The organism is Carboxylicivirga fragile (assembly GCF_050589805.1).
Taxonomy (GTDB): Bacteria; Bacteroidota; Bacteroidia; order Bacteroidales; family Marinilabiliaceae; genus Carboxylicivirga; species Carboxylicivirga fragile.
On record NZ_JBNGOY010000017.1, the window covers coordinates 69,904 to 86,292 of the forward strand.

Genomic DNA, 16,389 nt, shown 5'->3' on the forward strand with positions numbered 1-16,389 from the left:
GAAAAGCCGCGCGGCTTGAGCGAAGTTTTTAATAAAATAATTTGAGTTTAGTAAATAATACTAAAAAACATGAAGCATTCATCATTTCTAATAGCCGCCCCAAAAAGTAACTCTGGTAAAACCATGGTTACCCTCGGTCTTATTCAAGCTTTGGTAAAACGGGGATTGAAAGTGCAGCCCTTCAAGAGTGGACCTGACTACATCGACCCCATGCATCATACCAAAGTGGCTGGGCAAGCTTCTTATAACCTCGACTTATGGATGTCGAACAAGGAGCATGTTGAGGATCTCTATCAAGAACATGCCTCAAAATCGGAGGTATCGATTATTGAAGGAGTAATGGGCTTGTTTGATGGGGCTAAAAAAGATGAAGGAAGTTCGGCAGCATTGGCTTGCATGCTGGATGTACCAGTAATTTTAGTTGTAGATGCTTCAAGTGTGGCATATTCAATTGCTCCGCTTTTGTATGGCTTCAAACATTTTAATAAAGAAGTTAAAATAGCTGGTGTCATCTTTAACAAGGTAGCTGGCGAAGGCCACTTCGAGTTTTTGAAGGAAGCTGCCATTGATGCGGGTGTTGAAGTGCTTGGTTATATGCCACGCGATGAACGCTTAGCTATTGAGTCACGACATTTAGGTTTGCATCTCCCTGGCGAAAACAAGAATTTGACCATTGTAGAAACAGCGGCGGAACTGTTGGAGCAACATGTAAATATCGAACGCTTACTTCAATTGACTCACTCAGAACTTCATCCGGTTGATAAACAGGAACCTACTTGTAGCTTTGACCAATTGACTATTGCACTGGCCAATGATGAGGCTTTTAACTTTTCATATCGAGCCAATCGAGATGCTTTGGATCGTCTGGGAAATGTAATAGAATTTAGTCCTTTAAATGATAAAGCCATTCCAAAGAGTGACTTATTGTGGCTTCCAGGAGGATATCCTGAGTTGTTTGCCGGGCAATTGGCTAATAATAAAACGATGCACCAAAGTATTCATGCACATATCGATGCTAACAAGGCGGTGATAGCCGAGTGTGGAGGCATGATGTATTTGGGAAATCAACTAATTACTAAGGATAGAAGAAAGTATCGGATGGCTGGTGTATTTGATTTCGATACGTCGTTTGAAACCATGAAATTGCATTTGGGCTATCGCCTTATTAAGGATGGATCAATCGAATTAAAAGGCCATGAATTTCACTATTCTGAAATACAACAAAAGAATGATTTGCCCCAAGTTTTGGATGTAAAAACAGCTAGGGGCAGAAGTAGTGATATGGCTATCTATCGAAGGAATAATTGTTGGGCATCATACATGCACCTTTATTTAGGAGAAACAGAACACATGATAAACTTTTTAAAACAACTGGGATTATGCCAAAACAAGGAATATTAATTGGGGTAGGGTTAGGGCCTGGCGATCCCGAATTAATTACATTGAAGGGATTGAGAGCACTGGAAAATGCAGATTTAATCTTTTACCCAGCAAGCGAAATTAATAAGGGTGGTGCTAAATCCTATTCTGGGGAAATATTGCAGAGTCTGCAATTGAAAGTGCCAACTAAACCCTTGCTAATCCCAATGACGGGTAAGGATAGAAATGTATTTTATGCCAAAGCTTTTGCCCAAATAGTAGAAGAATTGAATAATGGTAAACGAGTGGTTGTTGTATCGGAAGGCGACTTGCTTTTCTATAGCACCTTCGGCTATATTTTTAAGCTGGCGCAAGCTGCGGGCTTAACTTCTGAATTGATTCCCGGTGTACCAGCCTTCATAGCAGCCGGATCCGAGGGGTATCAGCCTATTGTTGAAGGCAATACTTCGCTTAAAGTAATGGCTCGTCCCCAAAGTTATGATGACATTAATACAGCTCTAGAAACTAATTCCACCTTGGTAGTTATGAAAATGAGTGTACTGAAGGATTGGCATAATTACTTAGAACAGTGCAATCGTCCTTTTTTCTACATTGAAAAGGCAGGAACTTCTGAGCAGTTTTCAACTACCAAAGCCGAAGACCTATTAAACCGACAAATACCCTATTTTTCATTAATGATCTTTTATGCAAACTAAAATATACAGTGTGGGCATAGGCCCCGGAAGTGAAGAATACCTGACTCCACAAGCTAGTAGAGCCATTGAATTGGCCGATGTGATAGTCGGCTATGGTCCTTACATAAATTATATACGGCGTTTAATTGCTGGAAAGCCAGTTATACACACTGGCATGAAAAAGGAACGCGAGCGTGCTCGTAGGGCTTTTCAAGAGGCCGAAGAAGGTAAGAACGTGGCTGTGATTAGCAGTGGCGATTCAGGTGTTTACGGAATGGCTCCACTCTTGTGGGAGATGAAGGAAGAAGTCGACAGTTCCATCGAGATCGAAGTTGTACCGGGTATCAGTGCTATGTTTGCGGCTGCTGCTAAGCTTGGAGCACCGCTTGGTCATGATTTCTGTTCCATCTCTATGTCTGATTTATTAACGCCTTGGGAGCGAATCGAAAAACGCATTCATGCAGCCGCAGTGGCAGATTTTGTTACGGCGGTTTACAATCCAGTTAGCAAAGGACGCTTTTGGCAATTGATGCGTTTAAAGGAAGTTTTTCTACAGAGTCGACCAGCCAATACTCCGGTTGGACTGTTGCGTAATGTTGGGCGTTCCGATGAGGAAATGAAGGTTTTAACATTGGATCAACTAGAGGCTGATATGGTGGATATGTTTACGGTTGTAATTATTGGCAATACGCAAACACGCGAATTCAATGGGCATATGATAACGCCACGAGGTTATTATGCCAAGAAGGAGGAATCAAATGACAAGGTAGGACGACAAATAATGAATGAGAGTTTCCGTACTATCTTAAAAGAGATTGATACGGATGGTTTTTCGCTGGAACATACTTGGGTATCCTTACATTGCATTCATACCACTGCCGATTTGAGTATACAGAAAGTATTGGAATGTTCCAACGATGTTGTGCCCAACTTACATAAGAGATTGTACTCTGATAAACCACCAGCCATCATTACCGATGTGTCGATGGTGACAAGAGGTATTCGCCGAGCTATCGCCGAGAAATTAGGTTTGACCATTAAGTGTTATCTGGATGATGAGCGTACTAAGGCCTTGGCCGAAAAGCATAATATTACACGCACTCAAGCTGGTATTCGCTTGGCTGTAGAGGAGTATCCTAACGCTATTTATGCCTTTGGAAATGCGCCAACGGCTTTAATCGAATTAGTGAAGTTAATTAGAAATAAAACGGCTAATCCGGCGGGAGTAATTGCTGCACCAGTTGGTTTTGTTAATGTGAAGGAGAGTAAATGGCAGTTGAAACATGGTTGTCCTAAGATCCCTTCTGTTATCGTTAGCGGTCGCAAGGGTGGAAGTAATGTGGCAGCCACCATCATTAATGCCATCTTAAGTTGGAACGAAGCGCAACAAATGCATCCGGGTGAAGGAGTATAACTTGCAATTGGTAAGCTAATGCCTCCATGATTTTTTATTAATCCGCTCCGCGGAATTACGAACAAGGTAAATTTGACACTTCAAAACTTTATCGCCTACGGCGAATAATGTAATTCGGAAGGCGCAGTGATTAGGCAAAAATATAGCTATGTAGAATAAGAATTCCTCGTAGAGGATGAGCGATTGTAGAAAATGATTTTGTTGGGTGGTATACCTCGTAGAGGTTTGAATATTAAAAGGAACATATTTTAAAGTTATTGAATGAATAAAATAACCATAATCGGTATAAACGATCACCAACCTAACTTTAGCGATGAAGTTAAGGAATTGATAAATAATGCATCTTTCTTTGCGGGTGGTAAGCGTCATTATGAATTAATTAAGGGATTATTACCCCTTGGTCATGGTTGGTTCAATATTGTTGTGCCGATTAGTTCATTAATTGATCAATTGAAAAGGGCAAAAGGAACGAGTGTGGTATTTGCCTCGGGTGATCCTTTGTTTTTTGGTATCGCTAACACCATTAAACGCGAATTACCTGATTTTGAAATAAAGGTACACTCCAGCTTTAATGCTTTACAAATATTGGCGCACCGTTTTGCTTTACCTTATGGCGAATTCCAAACCATTACTTTAACTGGCCGTTCATTCGCTAAGTTTGATAAAGCCTTGATAGAGGGTGTGGAGAAGATGGGCATATTAACCGATCGAAAGAACACACCACAAACCATTGTTCGCCGTATGCTGGATTACGGTTACAACAATTATCAAATGTACTATGGAGAACATCTGGGTGGAGATAAGGAACGAATTTTAAAGTTATCCTTAGATGATGCCATAAAGCTGGATTTTAAGCACCCCAATTGTTTTTATCTCGAAAAAACAAACAAGCATATCCCACAAAAGGGAATTCCTGAAACTGATTTCGAACCTTTGAATGGTCGTCCTAGAATGATTACCAAAATGCCTATTCGCCTAAGCACTTTGGCATTGATGCAGCTTGAAAGAAAAACGCATTTATGGGATGTGGGAGCTTGTACAGGAAGTATTTCCATTGAAGCAAAATTACAACATCCGCACTTGAAAGTCAGTGCTTTTGAAATACGTGAAGAAAGCAAAGGAATTATTAAATGCAATGCTCAGAAGTTTCAATCCCCAGGAATAGACCTTTATTCAGGTGATTATTTAAAAGTGGATAAGAGCAAATTAAACATGTGTGATGCCGTTTTTATTGGTGGCTATGGCGGTCAGTTAGATGCAGTGCTCGACGATGTAAAGCAGTATTTGCAAAAAGATGGTATTCTGGCCTTTAATTCAGTAAGTGAGAAAAGTAAATTTGGTTTTATCAACTGGTGCGAATCGAATGCTTTTGACCTTATACATCAAACACAAATTGCAGTTGATGCCCATAATCCCATTACAGTTTTAGTTGCAAAAAAATAAATCATGATATCAATAATAGTTCATTCAGATAAAGCGGAAACGCTAGCCAAACAAATCATTAAATCTGGATTTCAGGCAGGGTGTTTTCGCTCACCTAAAAACTACAAGGAACTTTGGGAGAAGAATGCATCGCTAATTTTTATTGGTGCTTTAGGAATTTGTGTACGCGAAATTGCACCTTTCTTGCAGGACAAAAAAACAGATCCCGCAGTCATTAATATAGACGCCAATGGACAATATGTTCAGGCAGTTGTATCAGGTCATGTGGGTGGTGCTAATGCCCTGTGTCAGGATATAGCTCGTACCATTGGAGCCATTCCAATTGTTACCACAGTGAGTGATACGTCCGGGTTGTGGGCCTTGGATTGTTTGCCTAAAATGTATGATTGGAAATTGGAATGCTCAGGGCAATTAACCCAGCTTATGGCCGCTTTTGTAAATGCTAAGAAAACAGCTCTCTTGCTTGAAGTACGTGATAAAGGCACCTTTCAGCTAGAGAGTTCAGTGCCAGAGCATGTTTCTGTGTTTTACGATGTAAAGGATATAGAGAAGGAAAAGTATGAAGTGATTTTAGCGGTAAGTCCTTTTATTCACGATTTTGGTGAGAAAGTTATTTATTACCGTCCAAAGGTTTTACACATGGGTGTGGGATGTCAGGCTGGTTTAGATCCAGTATTGTTTAAGGAAACTTTAAAAAGGCGCTTTGACGAATTTAATTTATCAATGGCCTCTTTGACATCATTCGGCTCGGCTGATATTAAGAGAAATGAACTTGCCTTTTTGCAATTTAGCGAGGAGAAAAGTCTACCCTTTCACTGTTTTGAAGGCAAGATACTAGATGGATACGAAGTAGCTAATCCATCGGATAAGGTAAAAGATGTGACCGGTAGCTATAGTGTTTCTGAAGCAGTTGCTATGCACTTATCGGGTAATGCACTATTGCTTGAAAAGCAAAAGGTATTGGCCAAGGATAAGTATTTTACATTTGCTGTATGCATTAATAAAACTAACGAACGCAAAGGCAAGGTCGAGTTTGTGGGAGCAGGGCCGGGCGATCCTGAATTGGTTTCGGTACGTGGTAAGAAACTCCTGCAAATGGCTGATATGATATTGTACGCCGGAAGTTTGGTGCCTAAAGAATTGACCTACTATGCCAAGCCAGGTTGTGTGGTGAAAAGTTCGGCTGGTATGGATTTACAAATACAGATTGCTACAATGAAATCTTATTATGATCGTGGATTATTGGTAGTTCGCTTGCATACGGGCGACCCATGTATTTATGGGGCTATTCAGGAACAGATGGCTGTGATGGATGAATATGGCTGGAACTACACAATTACCCCAGGTATATCCTCCTTTCAGGCAGCAGCGGCAGCTTTGAAGTCCCAATTTACAATCCCTGAAGAAGTCCAAACCATTATTCTTACCCGTGGCGAAGGACGTACACCAATGCCTGAAAGAGAACAGATTCACAAGTTGGCCAAGTCGCAAAGCACCATGTGTTTGTACTTAAGCGCCACTTTGGTTGATAAGTTGCAAGCCGATTTATTAGAGCATTATCCTGCTGATACACCGGTAGCTGCATGCTATAAACTGACATGGAAGGATGAAAAGATATTTAGGTGTGAATTAAAAGATTTGGCTCATACGGTAAAGGAAAACAACTTAACTATGACCACTATGATTGTGGTTGGTAAGGCCATTGATAATCGATCAGGCGTATCGAAGTTGTATGACCGTAAATTTGCGCATGCATTTCGTGATGCTAAATGATACAGGAGCAGCTCTTTAATAGTAATTTGTAAGAGAGAGCTGCTCCTTAAATTTGACCCTTTAATTCCCTAAAGGGAATGGCGTGAGTTTATCCCCTTTAAGGGATGTAGGGGTAAGCGAAAAGCTGTATTGATTATACGTATAAGGGGTCATGAAAAAAATGTTGATTAGAATTCACAGCTTAAACAATTAAAGCAAAGATATTAGAGCGATAAAAGAGCGATTACAGCGTAATTTCTAATTCGTGAAAATTGGTGAATTGAAAATCAGCGAAGCTAAATTCGTGGTCGATAAAGTAATGTATAAAGGATAATCTGTTGCATTTAAGCAGATAAAACTTTTGAAAGAGGGGAAGAGGTCGTTTAAAAAGCATTCAATTATGATTCTAATCTTTGGTGGTACTACAGAAGGAAAAAAAGTAGCAAGTCTGTTCGATATTATCGATCAAGCCTACTATTACTCTACCAAAACAGATGTCCATAAATCGGTTAAGGGTAATCGGATTCATGGTGCCTTAAACTCTGATACCATGAAAGCCTTTTGTGAAGCCAAAGGCATTCGACTAATCATAGATGCTGCTCATCCATTTGCCGAAGTTCTGCATCAAACCATAATAGGTGTCGCACAAGACCTCGACATAAACACCATCAGGTATGAGCGCCAATTTCCTCAATTAGAACCCAATGAAAGTTTGCGGTTGTTTGACGACTATGAAGAACTAAGTCAAGCTCTTCTGACTAGTAAATATACGAATATTCTTGCTTTAACAGGTGTTCAAACCATTAGTAAGCTTCAAGATGTATGGCATGAACGTAAGTGCTACTTTCGAATTCTAAATTCAGAGTTGAGCAGCAAGATTGCTATGGAAACGGGTATTGCTCCACAATACCTTATACCACGCCAACCAGTACCTGAGAAGAATGAATTAATAGAGTTGGTTAAACAAACATCAGCCCAAGTGATCTTGAGCAAGGAGAGTGGCGAGTCAGGTTATTTCCCTTTAAAAATGGGAGTGGCGAAAGAATTAAATTTGCCTTTGTGGGTAGTCAAGAAACCTTACTTTCCCGAATTCAAGAACTGTGTGAACAATCCCAAGTCCTTTCTTCAACTCTTTTATAGATTTAAAAAGGAGCTCTTTAAGGATAATAGTAATCTACGTAGTGGTTTTACCACAGGCACTTGTGTAACAGCGGCGGCTAAAGCTTGTTTGCTTGCTTTGATGGAAGGTCAGTTTCCAGAATGGGTTGAGGTAGATACACCAAGTGGTAAAACAGCTACCTATCCAGTATTTCCTATTAACAAAGAAGAAGGAGAAGCCTCTTGTATAGTTATTAAAGATTCAGGTGACGATCCGGATGTGACCCATGCAAAAGAGATTGGTTGTAGCATTGAATTAAATCCGTATTCGGGCATAGTATTTAAGCAAGGCAAAGGCATAGGACGTGTTACTTTACCTGGCTTGCAGGTTGAAGTTGGTGAACCTGCCATAAATCCCGTCCCGCGACGGATGATAACCGATATGTTACAAGAGCAGGCCGATGAATATGATGTAGAGCCGAATTTTATAGTTACGCCCTTTGTGCCCGAGGGAAAAGAATTGGCCAAACAAACCTTTAACCCAAGGGTGGGCGTGGTTGATGGTATTTCCATATTGGGTACTTCAGGACGCGTTATGCCTTATTCCAATGAGGCTTTTGTGGCCAGTATCAAACAGCAGGTAGCTGTTGTAAAAGAGTTAAAATGCAATGAGGTAGTGATGTCTTCTGGTAAACGAAGTAAAAATAAAGTGGCCAAACATTTTACAAATCTCCCATCACAAGCCTTTGTGCATTATGGCAATTTAATTGGCGAAACCATCAAGCTGACCGTTGAAGCGGATATAAAATTCATCAATCTGGCCGTCATGTTTGGTAAGGGTGTAAAACTAGCCGAGGGACATTTAGATACCCATAGTAAAAATGTCGTCTTTAATCCTGACTTTCTTGTTCATATTGCCAAGCACTGTGATGTGCCTCTCGAGAGTATTGAATTGATAAAAAGGCTAAAGCTTGCCAATGCCATTCTTGATATCTTACCTCTTGAAACGAATACAAGCTTTTATGAACGCATTGCTCAAAAGTGCTATTCTACTTGTTTACAGCTTATCCCCGAAGGACATTTTTTGAAAGTGTTTTTATTGATGGGTGATAGTGAAATAGTGATTTAAGTTTAATTCTAAACTTGAGTTAATTGCGTGTGAAGATTTGGAATAATTAGATTAATATTGGAGTATGATTTTAAATTACATACACTGGAATCCTGATCCAGAAATAATAAATGTATTTGGTCTTTCCATTCGATATTACGGTTTGCTATTTGTTAGTGGATTGATTTTAAGTATTTACGTTCTTGGGTGAATTTGAATAAAACTTGTGCACGACAAAGACGATACCTTCATCGTGCGTATTTTATAATCTTACATCCAACTTTTCTCCGTCGCTTGTATTTTATAGACCAGATATTTATGAAGCTCTTTAGCCAGATTTTCAGCAATGAAAGGTATGGTGGTGCTTCCTGAGGCTGTATAAATTTGTATACTAGCCAGTCCTGAACGTTTTTGAAAGATCGATTGTCTGAAATCAACCACTTGAATCTTGTATAATTCTAATTGTTTCCAATCCTGACCAAACATGCCCTTTGATATGATGAGTTGATTCTCACTCATTCGGAAGGATCTCTTCTCTACTGCTAGCCACGATGCGCATATGCTAAAAGCAAACCAGACAACAGGTATTGTAAAATGCACCACATTGAAAATATAAAGCGGTAAGCTAATAAGAACAGGTAGGCATCCCATTGCTAATAAGATACGCCAGAAGAATTTTCTGGATATTTTGTATTGCCTATCAATCAAGAATTCATCTTCACTAAAAATCACTTCTTGTAATTGATTTAAGGTGTGCTTTTCACAACCAGGTATCTCCATTATTGACTTATTTTTGTCGAACTGGCTATTGGCTTGTTTAATTTTTATTGAGAATAATGAAAAAGCTTTTTTTAACGGATTGGTTCCCCACGAAAGCTCTTGAATCTTTTTGAATGGAATGATCAAGTTTTTCCGATTTAATAAACCGGCCTGCATTTGAAATGATGCTTCTGTCTTCGTGAATTCAAACTCGAAAAATTTCACGATAATTTTTATGACTGAAGCCACTACACTTATCGCTAAAAATAAAAGACACATAAAGATGATTACAAGTAAGCTCGATTGCAGTACTTGCTCATTTACCTGACCTGAAACCTGGCTTACTTCTTCCTTGAATGTATCGGCCAATTCGTTGTAGAACTGCCACCCAAAGGCAAGTATTATCAAAGCCATTTGCAGGTGATTTTGCAATAAACCAATCTTAATCAGTTCACCTAATTGTAATTTTATGAGCTTTTTGGAAGACTCCTTTTTTATTGGTGCATCTTCAGTAAGTTCCTTGGTTTCTTCAGAAGAAGCGGTATTATTTAATGCATTTTTTAAGGCCTCGGCAAAATCCATCTCAAGCGCCATTATCTTCAATTCCTTTTTTACCGAACCGGCCGTATCAATTTCCAGGCTCACCACTTTCAATAGGCGTTGCAGTACATTTGCTTTGTAGTTGACCGATTGAATACGCTCAAAGGGAATATTTAATTCCTGTTTTCGTAAATAGCCTTTACGTAGTATGAAGCTGTCTTTTTCAACATGGAATTTGAAATTTAAATAGTATAAAATAGCATGTGCAACAAGCAGCACGACAAGTATGCCGATGCCAGCAAATATCTCCAATTGGTATTCTACAAATTGCTCATTCTTCCAAAAGTAAATTATTAACATGGGCCAAAAGGCACGAATCATCTTTTGAAGGCTCATCACTAAAATTAGCAATAAACCTTTAGGCGATTGTCGCATGGGAGTAGTGAGGTCTATCTTATTCATGCTGACCTATTTTTTTACTTAATAAACTTTTAATCTCTTCAGCTTTTTCTTTCTTAATGCCTGCAATGCTAATGTCAGATTGATTGCCGCCAGCCGTGTATATTTTAATACTAGATAAATTAAAGAGTTTCATGAGTACGGACTGGGTCAGTTCCACATGTTGTATCCGATTTACCGATACTGTGGTTTGTTTGAACGTGATTAATCCTCGCTGATAAGATATGTCTCTTTCACGCAGGGCATAGGCTCTTATTTTAAATGCCATAATGGTCATTAATAGGCGAAGAATAACAAGAATATTTATACCCAATAGAGTATAAAGAATACCTTCAGACGGGAAACCCATCTTTCCGGAAAAATAAAAGAATAAGCCAATGCCATTGAAAACAAGGGCAAACATCACTATTCTCAACAATAACACCAGCAGGAATTTCTTTTCTACCTTATTAAATTGAAGATCTTCAATTTTAGGTAATTCTTGTATGTCGATCTCTTTATTTTCAAATTCCAGTTTCTCTATCATACGGTATGGCGTTTTTGCTTCAGTACTTTTCAAGTCAAATGTAAATTAATACCTACACATCGCCATACCTTAATCTATTATTTTCTTCATTTTATCATTAAAAACTATCGACTTATGGTTTTATGTTTTTTTAATCAAACGAAGATAGCCGTTGATGTAAATAAGCGCACATTGTTATAATCATCCCGTTAAACTGATTAAGATTTGCAACTATTTAGAGAATTAATTACCAGTAGTATGAAAACGAGAATAACAATATTATGCACCCTGCTTTTTGTTAATTACACATTAGCATTTTCACAATACGAAGATTGTTTTAAGGTGGATGATACCTCGTTATTGGCAATTAATTTAGAGAGCAGTTCAAACTATGATGGTACTTGCCAAAAACACTTTACAAATGATCAAATCGCGTGGCGTTTAATTATTAAGGATGGTTCACCCATTGAAATGAAGCAGTGGAGAAAGAATGGTCAATTAGCCGATAGTACTGTTTATATTGACGGATTTAAACTTTTTAAACGCTTTACTTTTGACCGAAAAGGACGAGTTATAAGCGAAGAGTTACTAGAGATGAAAAGCATTGCCCAAAGTGGCGATAAGGAAGTCTTTAAAATGGCTCAGAAAAAGAAATATGCCCATTCAACAGTTTATGAAGATTGTCTCTCCTACAAAAGCATCTCTTATTCAAAAAACAATACACCTAAGTTTGTTTATCATACAATGTACGACCAATCTAAAACGCTATTGGTTCAATATCACAAAAACGGAAATGTTAGCGACTCTATTTTTTACAAGAATAAATCAGTTGGCGAATCGGAATACATACTAGTAAAAGAAGGCGCCAGTATTCAATACGACCTTGCTGAAAATAAAAGTGCAATTAAACGTTTTGAGAATGATAAGATAGTTAACGAAACCTTGTTTGAATCAACGAATAAAACACTGGAATTGGATTATGAAAATGGTAGACTTGCCAAGGATGCTAAACTTATTTCAGTAGATGGTGAGAATATAAAAGTATGCGTAAAACTTGATTGGCAAGGTAATCCAAAAATTTATGAATAGGATTTTATAAGCTCACTTATTGACTTTGCTCTTAGTCTCGTTTATCCTCTAATTTCTTACCTCACCTAGCCTCTCCTGAAGTAGAGGAATGAATGATGGAGTTTAAATTACAACATGTTTAATTCATCATTTTTCCTCCACAACTCCGCTCCCCTGTGATTAATTTTCTTCTATCGGAGAATAGGGAATGACTACTTTAGTATTTCCTAAACCAAGCTGAAATCTTATTTTTGTTAAAATTTTCAGTACATGATAAAGCAGTTTTTAAGCATACTAATACTTTTGCTTTGGGTCATCACCAGTTCGGCCCAAATTGTTAGTATTGATAAGCGACGAACTAAAAACCCAAATAAAGGTTTTCAGGGGGATATAAACCTAGGGCTCAATTTTGTTCATACGAACACAGATCTTCTTCAACTCTCATCGCGCTTTAAGTTGCAGTATAACGACAATGACAATACTTACCTTTTTTCATCCGATATTGGCTACAGCCGTGTAAATGACGAAAACAATGTGAATAATGGCGGTCTGATGTTTAAGTATAACTATTGGGTACCCGATAAAATTATCATTGCCGAAGCCTTTTACCAATACAGTTATAACCGCGTTAAAAAACTACAACACCGTCATATCTTGGGAGGTGGGCCACGTTTTAATATTGCCGACCGCGAGAAGTTCAACTTATTTCTTGTGGCCTATACCATATATTTAAATGAACTGTTTGAGAACGACACATATCAGCGTCGTAAAAGTCTGGTAAAATTTAGTTCGATGTTTTCCATGGATTGGCAGATGTCACCAAATGCCAAATTGGGACATACCACCTACTACGAACCCGATTACTCCGACCCTGCCGATTTTAGAATATGGAGTGAGACACGTTTGAATTTTAAGATCACCAAGAAATTTGCCTTTGATTTATTCGTGCGCTTTGATTACGATAATTTGGTACCACCTGATGTTGATCCGCTGTTTTACACGGTGAATAATTCCTTTACCTTAAAGTTTTAAACATGTTTGAAATAGTAAGAACCGACGCTGACAATAAGGATTTTATAAAGCTTGTTAAAGAACTGGACAGCGATCTTGCTATTCGCGATGGAGAAGACCATGCCTTTTACGCGCAATATAATAAGGTAGATCAGATTAAAAATGTAGTTATCGTTCTTGAAGATGAAAAGGCTGTTGCCTGTGGTGCCATCAAACATTTTTCGAAGAACAGCATGGAAGTCAAACGCATGTACACCTTACCTGCTCAGAGAGGAAAAGGCCTTGCTTCGCTTGTTCTGAAAGAACTTGAAATCTGGGCTAAAGAACTAGGCTATAATAGTTGCCTACTTGAAACCGGGTTAAAGCAACCCGAAGCCATTGCCCTCTATCAGAAAAATGGCTATCATATTATTCCCAACTATGGCCAATATGCTGATGTAGAAAACAGTCGTTGTTTTGAAAAGCATCTAACATAGTTCCAAATCAATCACTCTCAAAAAAAACATTTATATTTAGATTCTCACTTTTATAATCTTCAAGTTATTAATATGCGCATTTGTATTGGAATCATATTACATCTATTGGCAAACGCAGGGGCTCTAGCAAGCAATGAGTTAGATTCTTTATTTGTTCAATTGGAACAAACCATATCAGATCGAGAACAATACGAAACTCAAAAAGAAAGTAAGATTAAGAGTTTAAAAGCCTTAAGGGAAGAAACAGATTCAAATCCAGAACGTCTTTTCTTCCTCAATAATAAAATTCTAGAAGAATACATCCCTTATAACTTTGATTCAGCAATTCATTACATTGATCTCAACCTCGAGCTTGCTAGAAAGTACAATGATTTTAGTTTTAAACACGAAACCAATATACATTTAGCCAACCTTCTTGCTTTTTCAGGAAGGTATTTAGAATCATTAGACGTAGTTAAGACGGTAAATTCGAACAATCTAAGCGTACCCTTAAAACAAGAATATTGGGGTATCTATGTTAAAGTATTTTCTGAACTCGCGCTATTTACACCTTCCAAAAGCAGCAGAGATTCTTATCAACAATTGTACAGAAACTATTCAGATTCGCTATTAAACATATTAGATAAAAAAAGTGAACCCTATCTTTCTCTACAGGAAAAGAAGTTCCGAGATTCTCGAATGTTGATTGATTGTAAACGCATAAACACGCAACGCATGGCCTTAACCCAAATGGGCACACGGATCTATTCAACCATTACTTTTGAACGCGCTATCCTTTACGAACTTGAGAACAACACTGATTTAGAAAAGAAATTCCTGATACTTTCGGCTATTTCCGACATCAAAGCGGCAGTTAAAGACAATGCCTCGCTTACTAAATTAGCAATGTTACTCTACGAAGAAGATAAAATTGATGATGCTTATAAATACATCATGTTTTCCTTTGAGGATGCTGCCTTTTACAATTCAAAACTTCGCTTTGTTCAAATATCTGCGATCCTACCATTAATAACAGAGACTTATCAACTTAAGAGTGACAGACAAAAAGCCGAATTGAGAAAATTTCTCATTATAATAAGTGTTTTAAGTGCAGTATTATTGCTAGCTATTCTCGCTATATACAATCAAATTAAATCCTTAAAGGAGGCAAAAACAGAATTAATCAATGCCAATGATCAGCTAAGAGAACTCAACACCAATCTTCATACTACTAATACGAAACTAAAAGAAGTTAATATTGATCTGGTTGAATCAGATCATGTTAAAGAGCATTACATAGGCAGTTTCTTGGCCATTTGTTCCGATTACATTGACAAATTGGATGATTTTAGAAAGATGGTTAATAAAAATATTGTTGCTCGAAAAATAGAGGAGCTACATGCTTCAACTAAATCAAAGAAACTAATCGACAATGAAATTGCTGATTTCTATAATAACTTTGATAATATCTTCCTCCATATTTTCCCAAACTTTGTTGAAAAGATAAATGAACTATTGGTCGAAGATGGAAAACTTGAAAGCAAAAAGGAAGAGGCTTTATCAACAGAGCTACGAATATTTGCTTTAATTAGGCTTGGCATAAACGATAGTTCAAAAATTGCTCACTTACTTCGCTATTCAGTAAATACCATTTATAACTATCGGGTTCGAGTTAAAAATAATGCTTCTATTTCGCGCGATGAATTTGAAGACGCTGTGATGAAAATTGGCACTAAAATCAGGTAAGAATTAACACTATTTAGCGACGTAGAATTCAATTACACATCTCCACTTTTATCCTAATTGTTAAAAAACGCTAACTATTACATCCACTTTTTACACTATTCCAAAATCTACTTAACACCTATTCTCCAACACTTTGAATAAAACTTAAACACTACTTTATCCACTTTATAGCTACCCACATTTACTAATGTGTTAATATTCCTTTTGATTTACTTCTGAAAACAATATGGCTATTGTCTCTATCCAAAGGCCAAGTCAGAAACTAAATCAAAACGACATGAAAAAATTTTATCTATTTATCCTTGTATGCTTTTTAAGCCTTAATGTAATTGCACAATTTCAAGTAACTCTAAAAGTCATCGATAATGAAGATGGTGCATTAACCAATAAAGTGGATGATAATAATGAAACAAATGTATTTGTTTATGCTGCCGATCTGGATGACAATAAAATTTATGATAATGGTGATTGGTGGTACGCCATGTACAGTGGTGAAACTCACAGCCCAAATGGTGAGTTGATAAAAGCCAATGGCACTTGGACATGGCAAGCTACTTTTAGTGTGGCAGCTGGCGATTATAAATGGAATCCACATATGAAAACACTGGGGTGGAATTCAATCAATAACCTTTATAATTATGCCACCGAAAATGATATATTTTTCTCTGTTGGAGCAGATGGCAGCATCTCAGGACAAACAACACTTGAACTCCCATTAACACCTACTAATATTAACAATGACTACTTCAAAAATATCAAGGTCATTAGTCAGGATAATACCATTAGCATACAAAATGTAAATCCTTCAGCCAGGATAAAAGTTTACAATATTTCGGGACAGTTGATGACAGATCAAGAAGCCACTGGCTCAAGTATTTCAATACAGGTGAAAAGTAAAGGAATTTACATCTTAAATATTGATGGTTATTCACTTAAAGTTTTGACACAATAAAATCATTTAATTAATAGAACCATAT

At 37.7% G+C, this 16,389-nt stretch carries 13 protein-coding genes; 11 read left to right on the forward strand and 2 right to left on the reverse strand.

All coding sequences use genetic code 11. From position 1 onward, the window contains the following. Positions 1-69: 69 nt before the first annotated feature. The 6 genes from ACRD7B_RS09500 (at position 70) to cbiD (ending at position 8,890) form a co-directional block, all read left to right on the forward strand. Complete coding sequence (locus ACRD7B_RS09500) at positions 70-1,401, forward strand: cobyrinic acid a,c-diamide synthase CobB (protein ID WP_430824297.1); 1,332 nt, start codon at positions 70-72, stop codon at positions 1,399-1,401. Beyond that, entirely contained in the window at positions 1,380-2,075 is a 696-nt protein-coding gene (locus ACRD7B_RS09505) for a precorrin-2 C(20)-methyltransferase (protein WP_430824298.1), read from the forward strand. Before ACRD7B_RS09500 ends, ACRD7B_RS09505 begins: the two co-directional genes overlap by 22 nt. After that, complete coding sequence (gene cobJ, locus ACRD7B_RS09510; protein WP_430824299.1) at positions 2,065-3,468, forward strand: precorrin-3B C(17)-methyltransferase; 1,404 nt, start codon at positions 2,065-2,067, stop codon at positions 3,466-3,468. Before ACRD7B_RS09505 ends, cobJ begins: the two co-directional genes overlap by 11 nt. 261 nt (positions 3,469-3,729) lie before the next feature. Continuing rightward, complete coding sequence (gene cbiE / locus ACRD7B_RS09515) at positions 3,730-4,911, forward strand: precorrin-6y C5,15-methyltransferase (decarboxylating) subunit CbiE (RefSeq protein ID WP_430824300.1); 1,182 nt, start codon at positions 3,730-3,732, stop codon at positions 4,909-4,911. A 3-nt stretch (positions 4,912-4,914) separates the two neighbouring features. Continuing rightward, positions 4,915-6,684 carry a precorrin-4 C(11)-methyltransferase gene (gene cobM / locus ACRD7B_RS09520; RefSeq protein ID WP_430824301.1) on the forward strand — a complete coding sequence of 590 codons (1,770 nt, stop codon included), beginning with the start codon at positions 4,915-4,917 and terminating at the stop codon, positions 6,682-6,684. A 379-nt stretch (positions 6,685-7,063) separates the two neighbouring features. Next, on the forward strand, positions 7,064-8,890 hold the full coding sequence (gene cbiD / locus ACRD7B_RS09525; RefSeq protein WP_430824302.1) for a cobalt-precorrin-5B (C(1))-methyltransferase CbiD: 1,827 nt from the start codon (positions 7,064-7,066) through the stop codon (positions 8,888-8,890). A gap of 249 nt (positions 8,891-9,139) precedes the next feature. On the opposite strand, the gene ACRD7B_RS09530 is transcribed toward cbiD, so the two are convergent. Beyond that, complete coding sequence (locus ACRD7B_RS09530) at positions 9,140-10,630, reverse strand: PH domain-containing protein (RefSeq protein WP_430824303.1); 1,491 nt, start codon at positions 10,628-10,630, stop codon at positions 9,140-9,142. Beyond that, positions 10,623-11,153 carry a PH domain-containing protein gene (locus ACRD7B_RS09535; RefSeq protein WP_430824304.1) on the reverse strand — a complete coding sequence of 177 codons (531 nt, stop codon included), beginning with the start codon at positions 11,151-11,153 and terminating at the stop codon, positions 10,623-10,625. Before ACRD7B_RS09535 ends, ACRD7B_RS09530 begins: the two co-directional genes overlap by 8 nt. A 237-nt stretch (positions 11,154-11,390) precedes the next feature. On the opposite strand from ACRD7B_RS09535, the gene ACRD7B_RS09540 reads away from it, so the two are divergent. The 5 genes from ACRD7B_RS09540 to ACRD7B_RS09560 all read left to right on the forward strand — a co-directional run bounded on the left by ACRD7B_RS09540 (position 11,391) and on the right by ACRD7B_RS09560 (position 16,364). Then, a complete protein-coding gene (locus ACRD7B_RS09540) occupies positions 11,391-12,221 on the forward strand; it encodes a hypothetical protein (RefSeq protein WP_430824305.1) in 831 nt (276 codons plus the stop codon). Between the two features lie 249 nt (positions 12,222-12,470). Then, positions 12,471-13,232 (forward strand): DUF481 domain-containing protein, encoded by a 762-nt coding sequence (locus ACRD7B_RS09545; protein ID WP_430824306.1) that lies wholly within the window; start codon positions 12,471-12,473, stop codon positions 13,230-13,232. Positions 13,233-13,234: 2 nt separating this feature from the next. Continuing rightward, positions 13,235-13,687, forward strand: a complete 453-nt coding sequence (locus tag ACRD7B_RS09550) for a GNAT family N-acetyltransferase (RefSeq protein ID WP_430824307.1) — start codon at positions 13,235-13,237, stop codon at positions 13,685-13,687. Between the two features lie 72 nt (positions 13,688-13,759). After that, positions 13,760-15,412 (forward strand): SusR family glycan utilization regulator, encoded by a 1,653-nt coding sequence (susR, locus tag ACRD7B_RS09555; RefSeq protein ID WP_430824308.1) that lies wholly within the window; start codon positions 13,760-13,762, stop codon positions 15,410-15,412. A gap of 277 nt (positions 15,413-15,689) precedes the next feature. Continuing rightward, on the forward strand, positions 15,690-16,364 hold the full coding sequence (locus tag ACRD7B_RS09560) for a T9SS type A sorting domain-containing protein (protein ID WP_430824309.1): 675 nt from the start codon (positions 15,690-15,692) through the stop codon (positions 16,362-16,364). Positions 16,365-16,389: the final 25 nt, after the last annotated feature.

What these genes read in the sequence shown, in the direction of transcription:
- ACRD7B_RS09500 (WP_430824297.1), top strand. Translation starts at nt 70, where the DNA reads ATGAAGCATTCATCATTTCTAATAGCCGCCCCAAAAAGTAACTCTGGT.
- ACRD7B_RS09505 (WP_430824298.1), top strand. Translation starts at nt 1,380, where the DNA reads ATGCCAAAACAAGGAATATTAATTGGGGTAGGGTTAGGGCCTGGCGAT.
- cobJ (WP_430824299.1), top strand. Translation starts at nt 2,065, where the DNA reads ATGCAAACTAAAATATACAGTGTGGGCATAGGCCCCGGAAGTGAAGAA.
- cbiE (WP_430824300.1), top strand. Translation starts at nt 3,730, where the DNA reads ATGAATAAAATAACCATAATCGGTATAAACGATCACCAACCTAACTTT.
- cobM (WP_430824301.1), top strand. Translation starts at nt 4,915, where the DNA reads ATGATATCAATAATAGTTCATTCAGATAAAGCGGAAACGCTAGCCAAA.
- cbiD (WP_430824302.1), top strand. Translation starts at nt 7,064, where the DNA reads ATGATTCTAATCTTTGGTGGTACTACAGAAGGAAAAAAAGTAGCAAGT.
- ACRD7B_RS09530 (WP_430824303.1), bottom strand. Translation starts at nt 10,630, where the DNA reads ATGAATAAGATAGACCTCACTACTCCCATGCGACAATCGCCTAAAGGT.
- ACRD7B_RS09535 (WP_430824304.1), bottom strand. Translation starts at nt 11,153, where the DNA reads ATGATAGAGAAACTGGAATTTGAAAATAAAGAGATCGACATACAAGAA.
- ACRD7B_RS09540 (WP_430824305.1), top strand. Translation starts at nt 11,391, where the DNA reads ATGAAAACGAGAATAACAATATTATGCACCCTGCTTTTTGTTAATTAC.
- ACRD7B_RS09545 (WP_430824306.1), top strand. Translation starts at nt 12,471, where the DNA reads ATGATAAAGCAGTTTTTAAGCATACTAATACTTTTGCTTTGGGTCATC.
- ACRD7B_RS09550 (WP_430824307.1), top strand. Translation starts at nt 13,235, where the DNA reads ATGTTTGAAATAGTAAGAACCGACGCTGACAATAAGGATTTTATAAAG.
- susR (WP_430824308.1), top strand. Translation starts at nt 13,760, where the DNA reads ATGCGCATTTGTATTGGAATCATATTACATCTATTGGCAAACGCAGGG.
- ACRD7B_RS09560 (WP_430824309.1), top strand. Translation starts at nt 15,690, where the DNA reads ATGAAAAAATTTTATCTATTTATCCTTGTATGCTTTTTAAGCCTTAAT.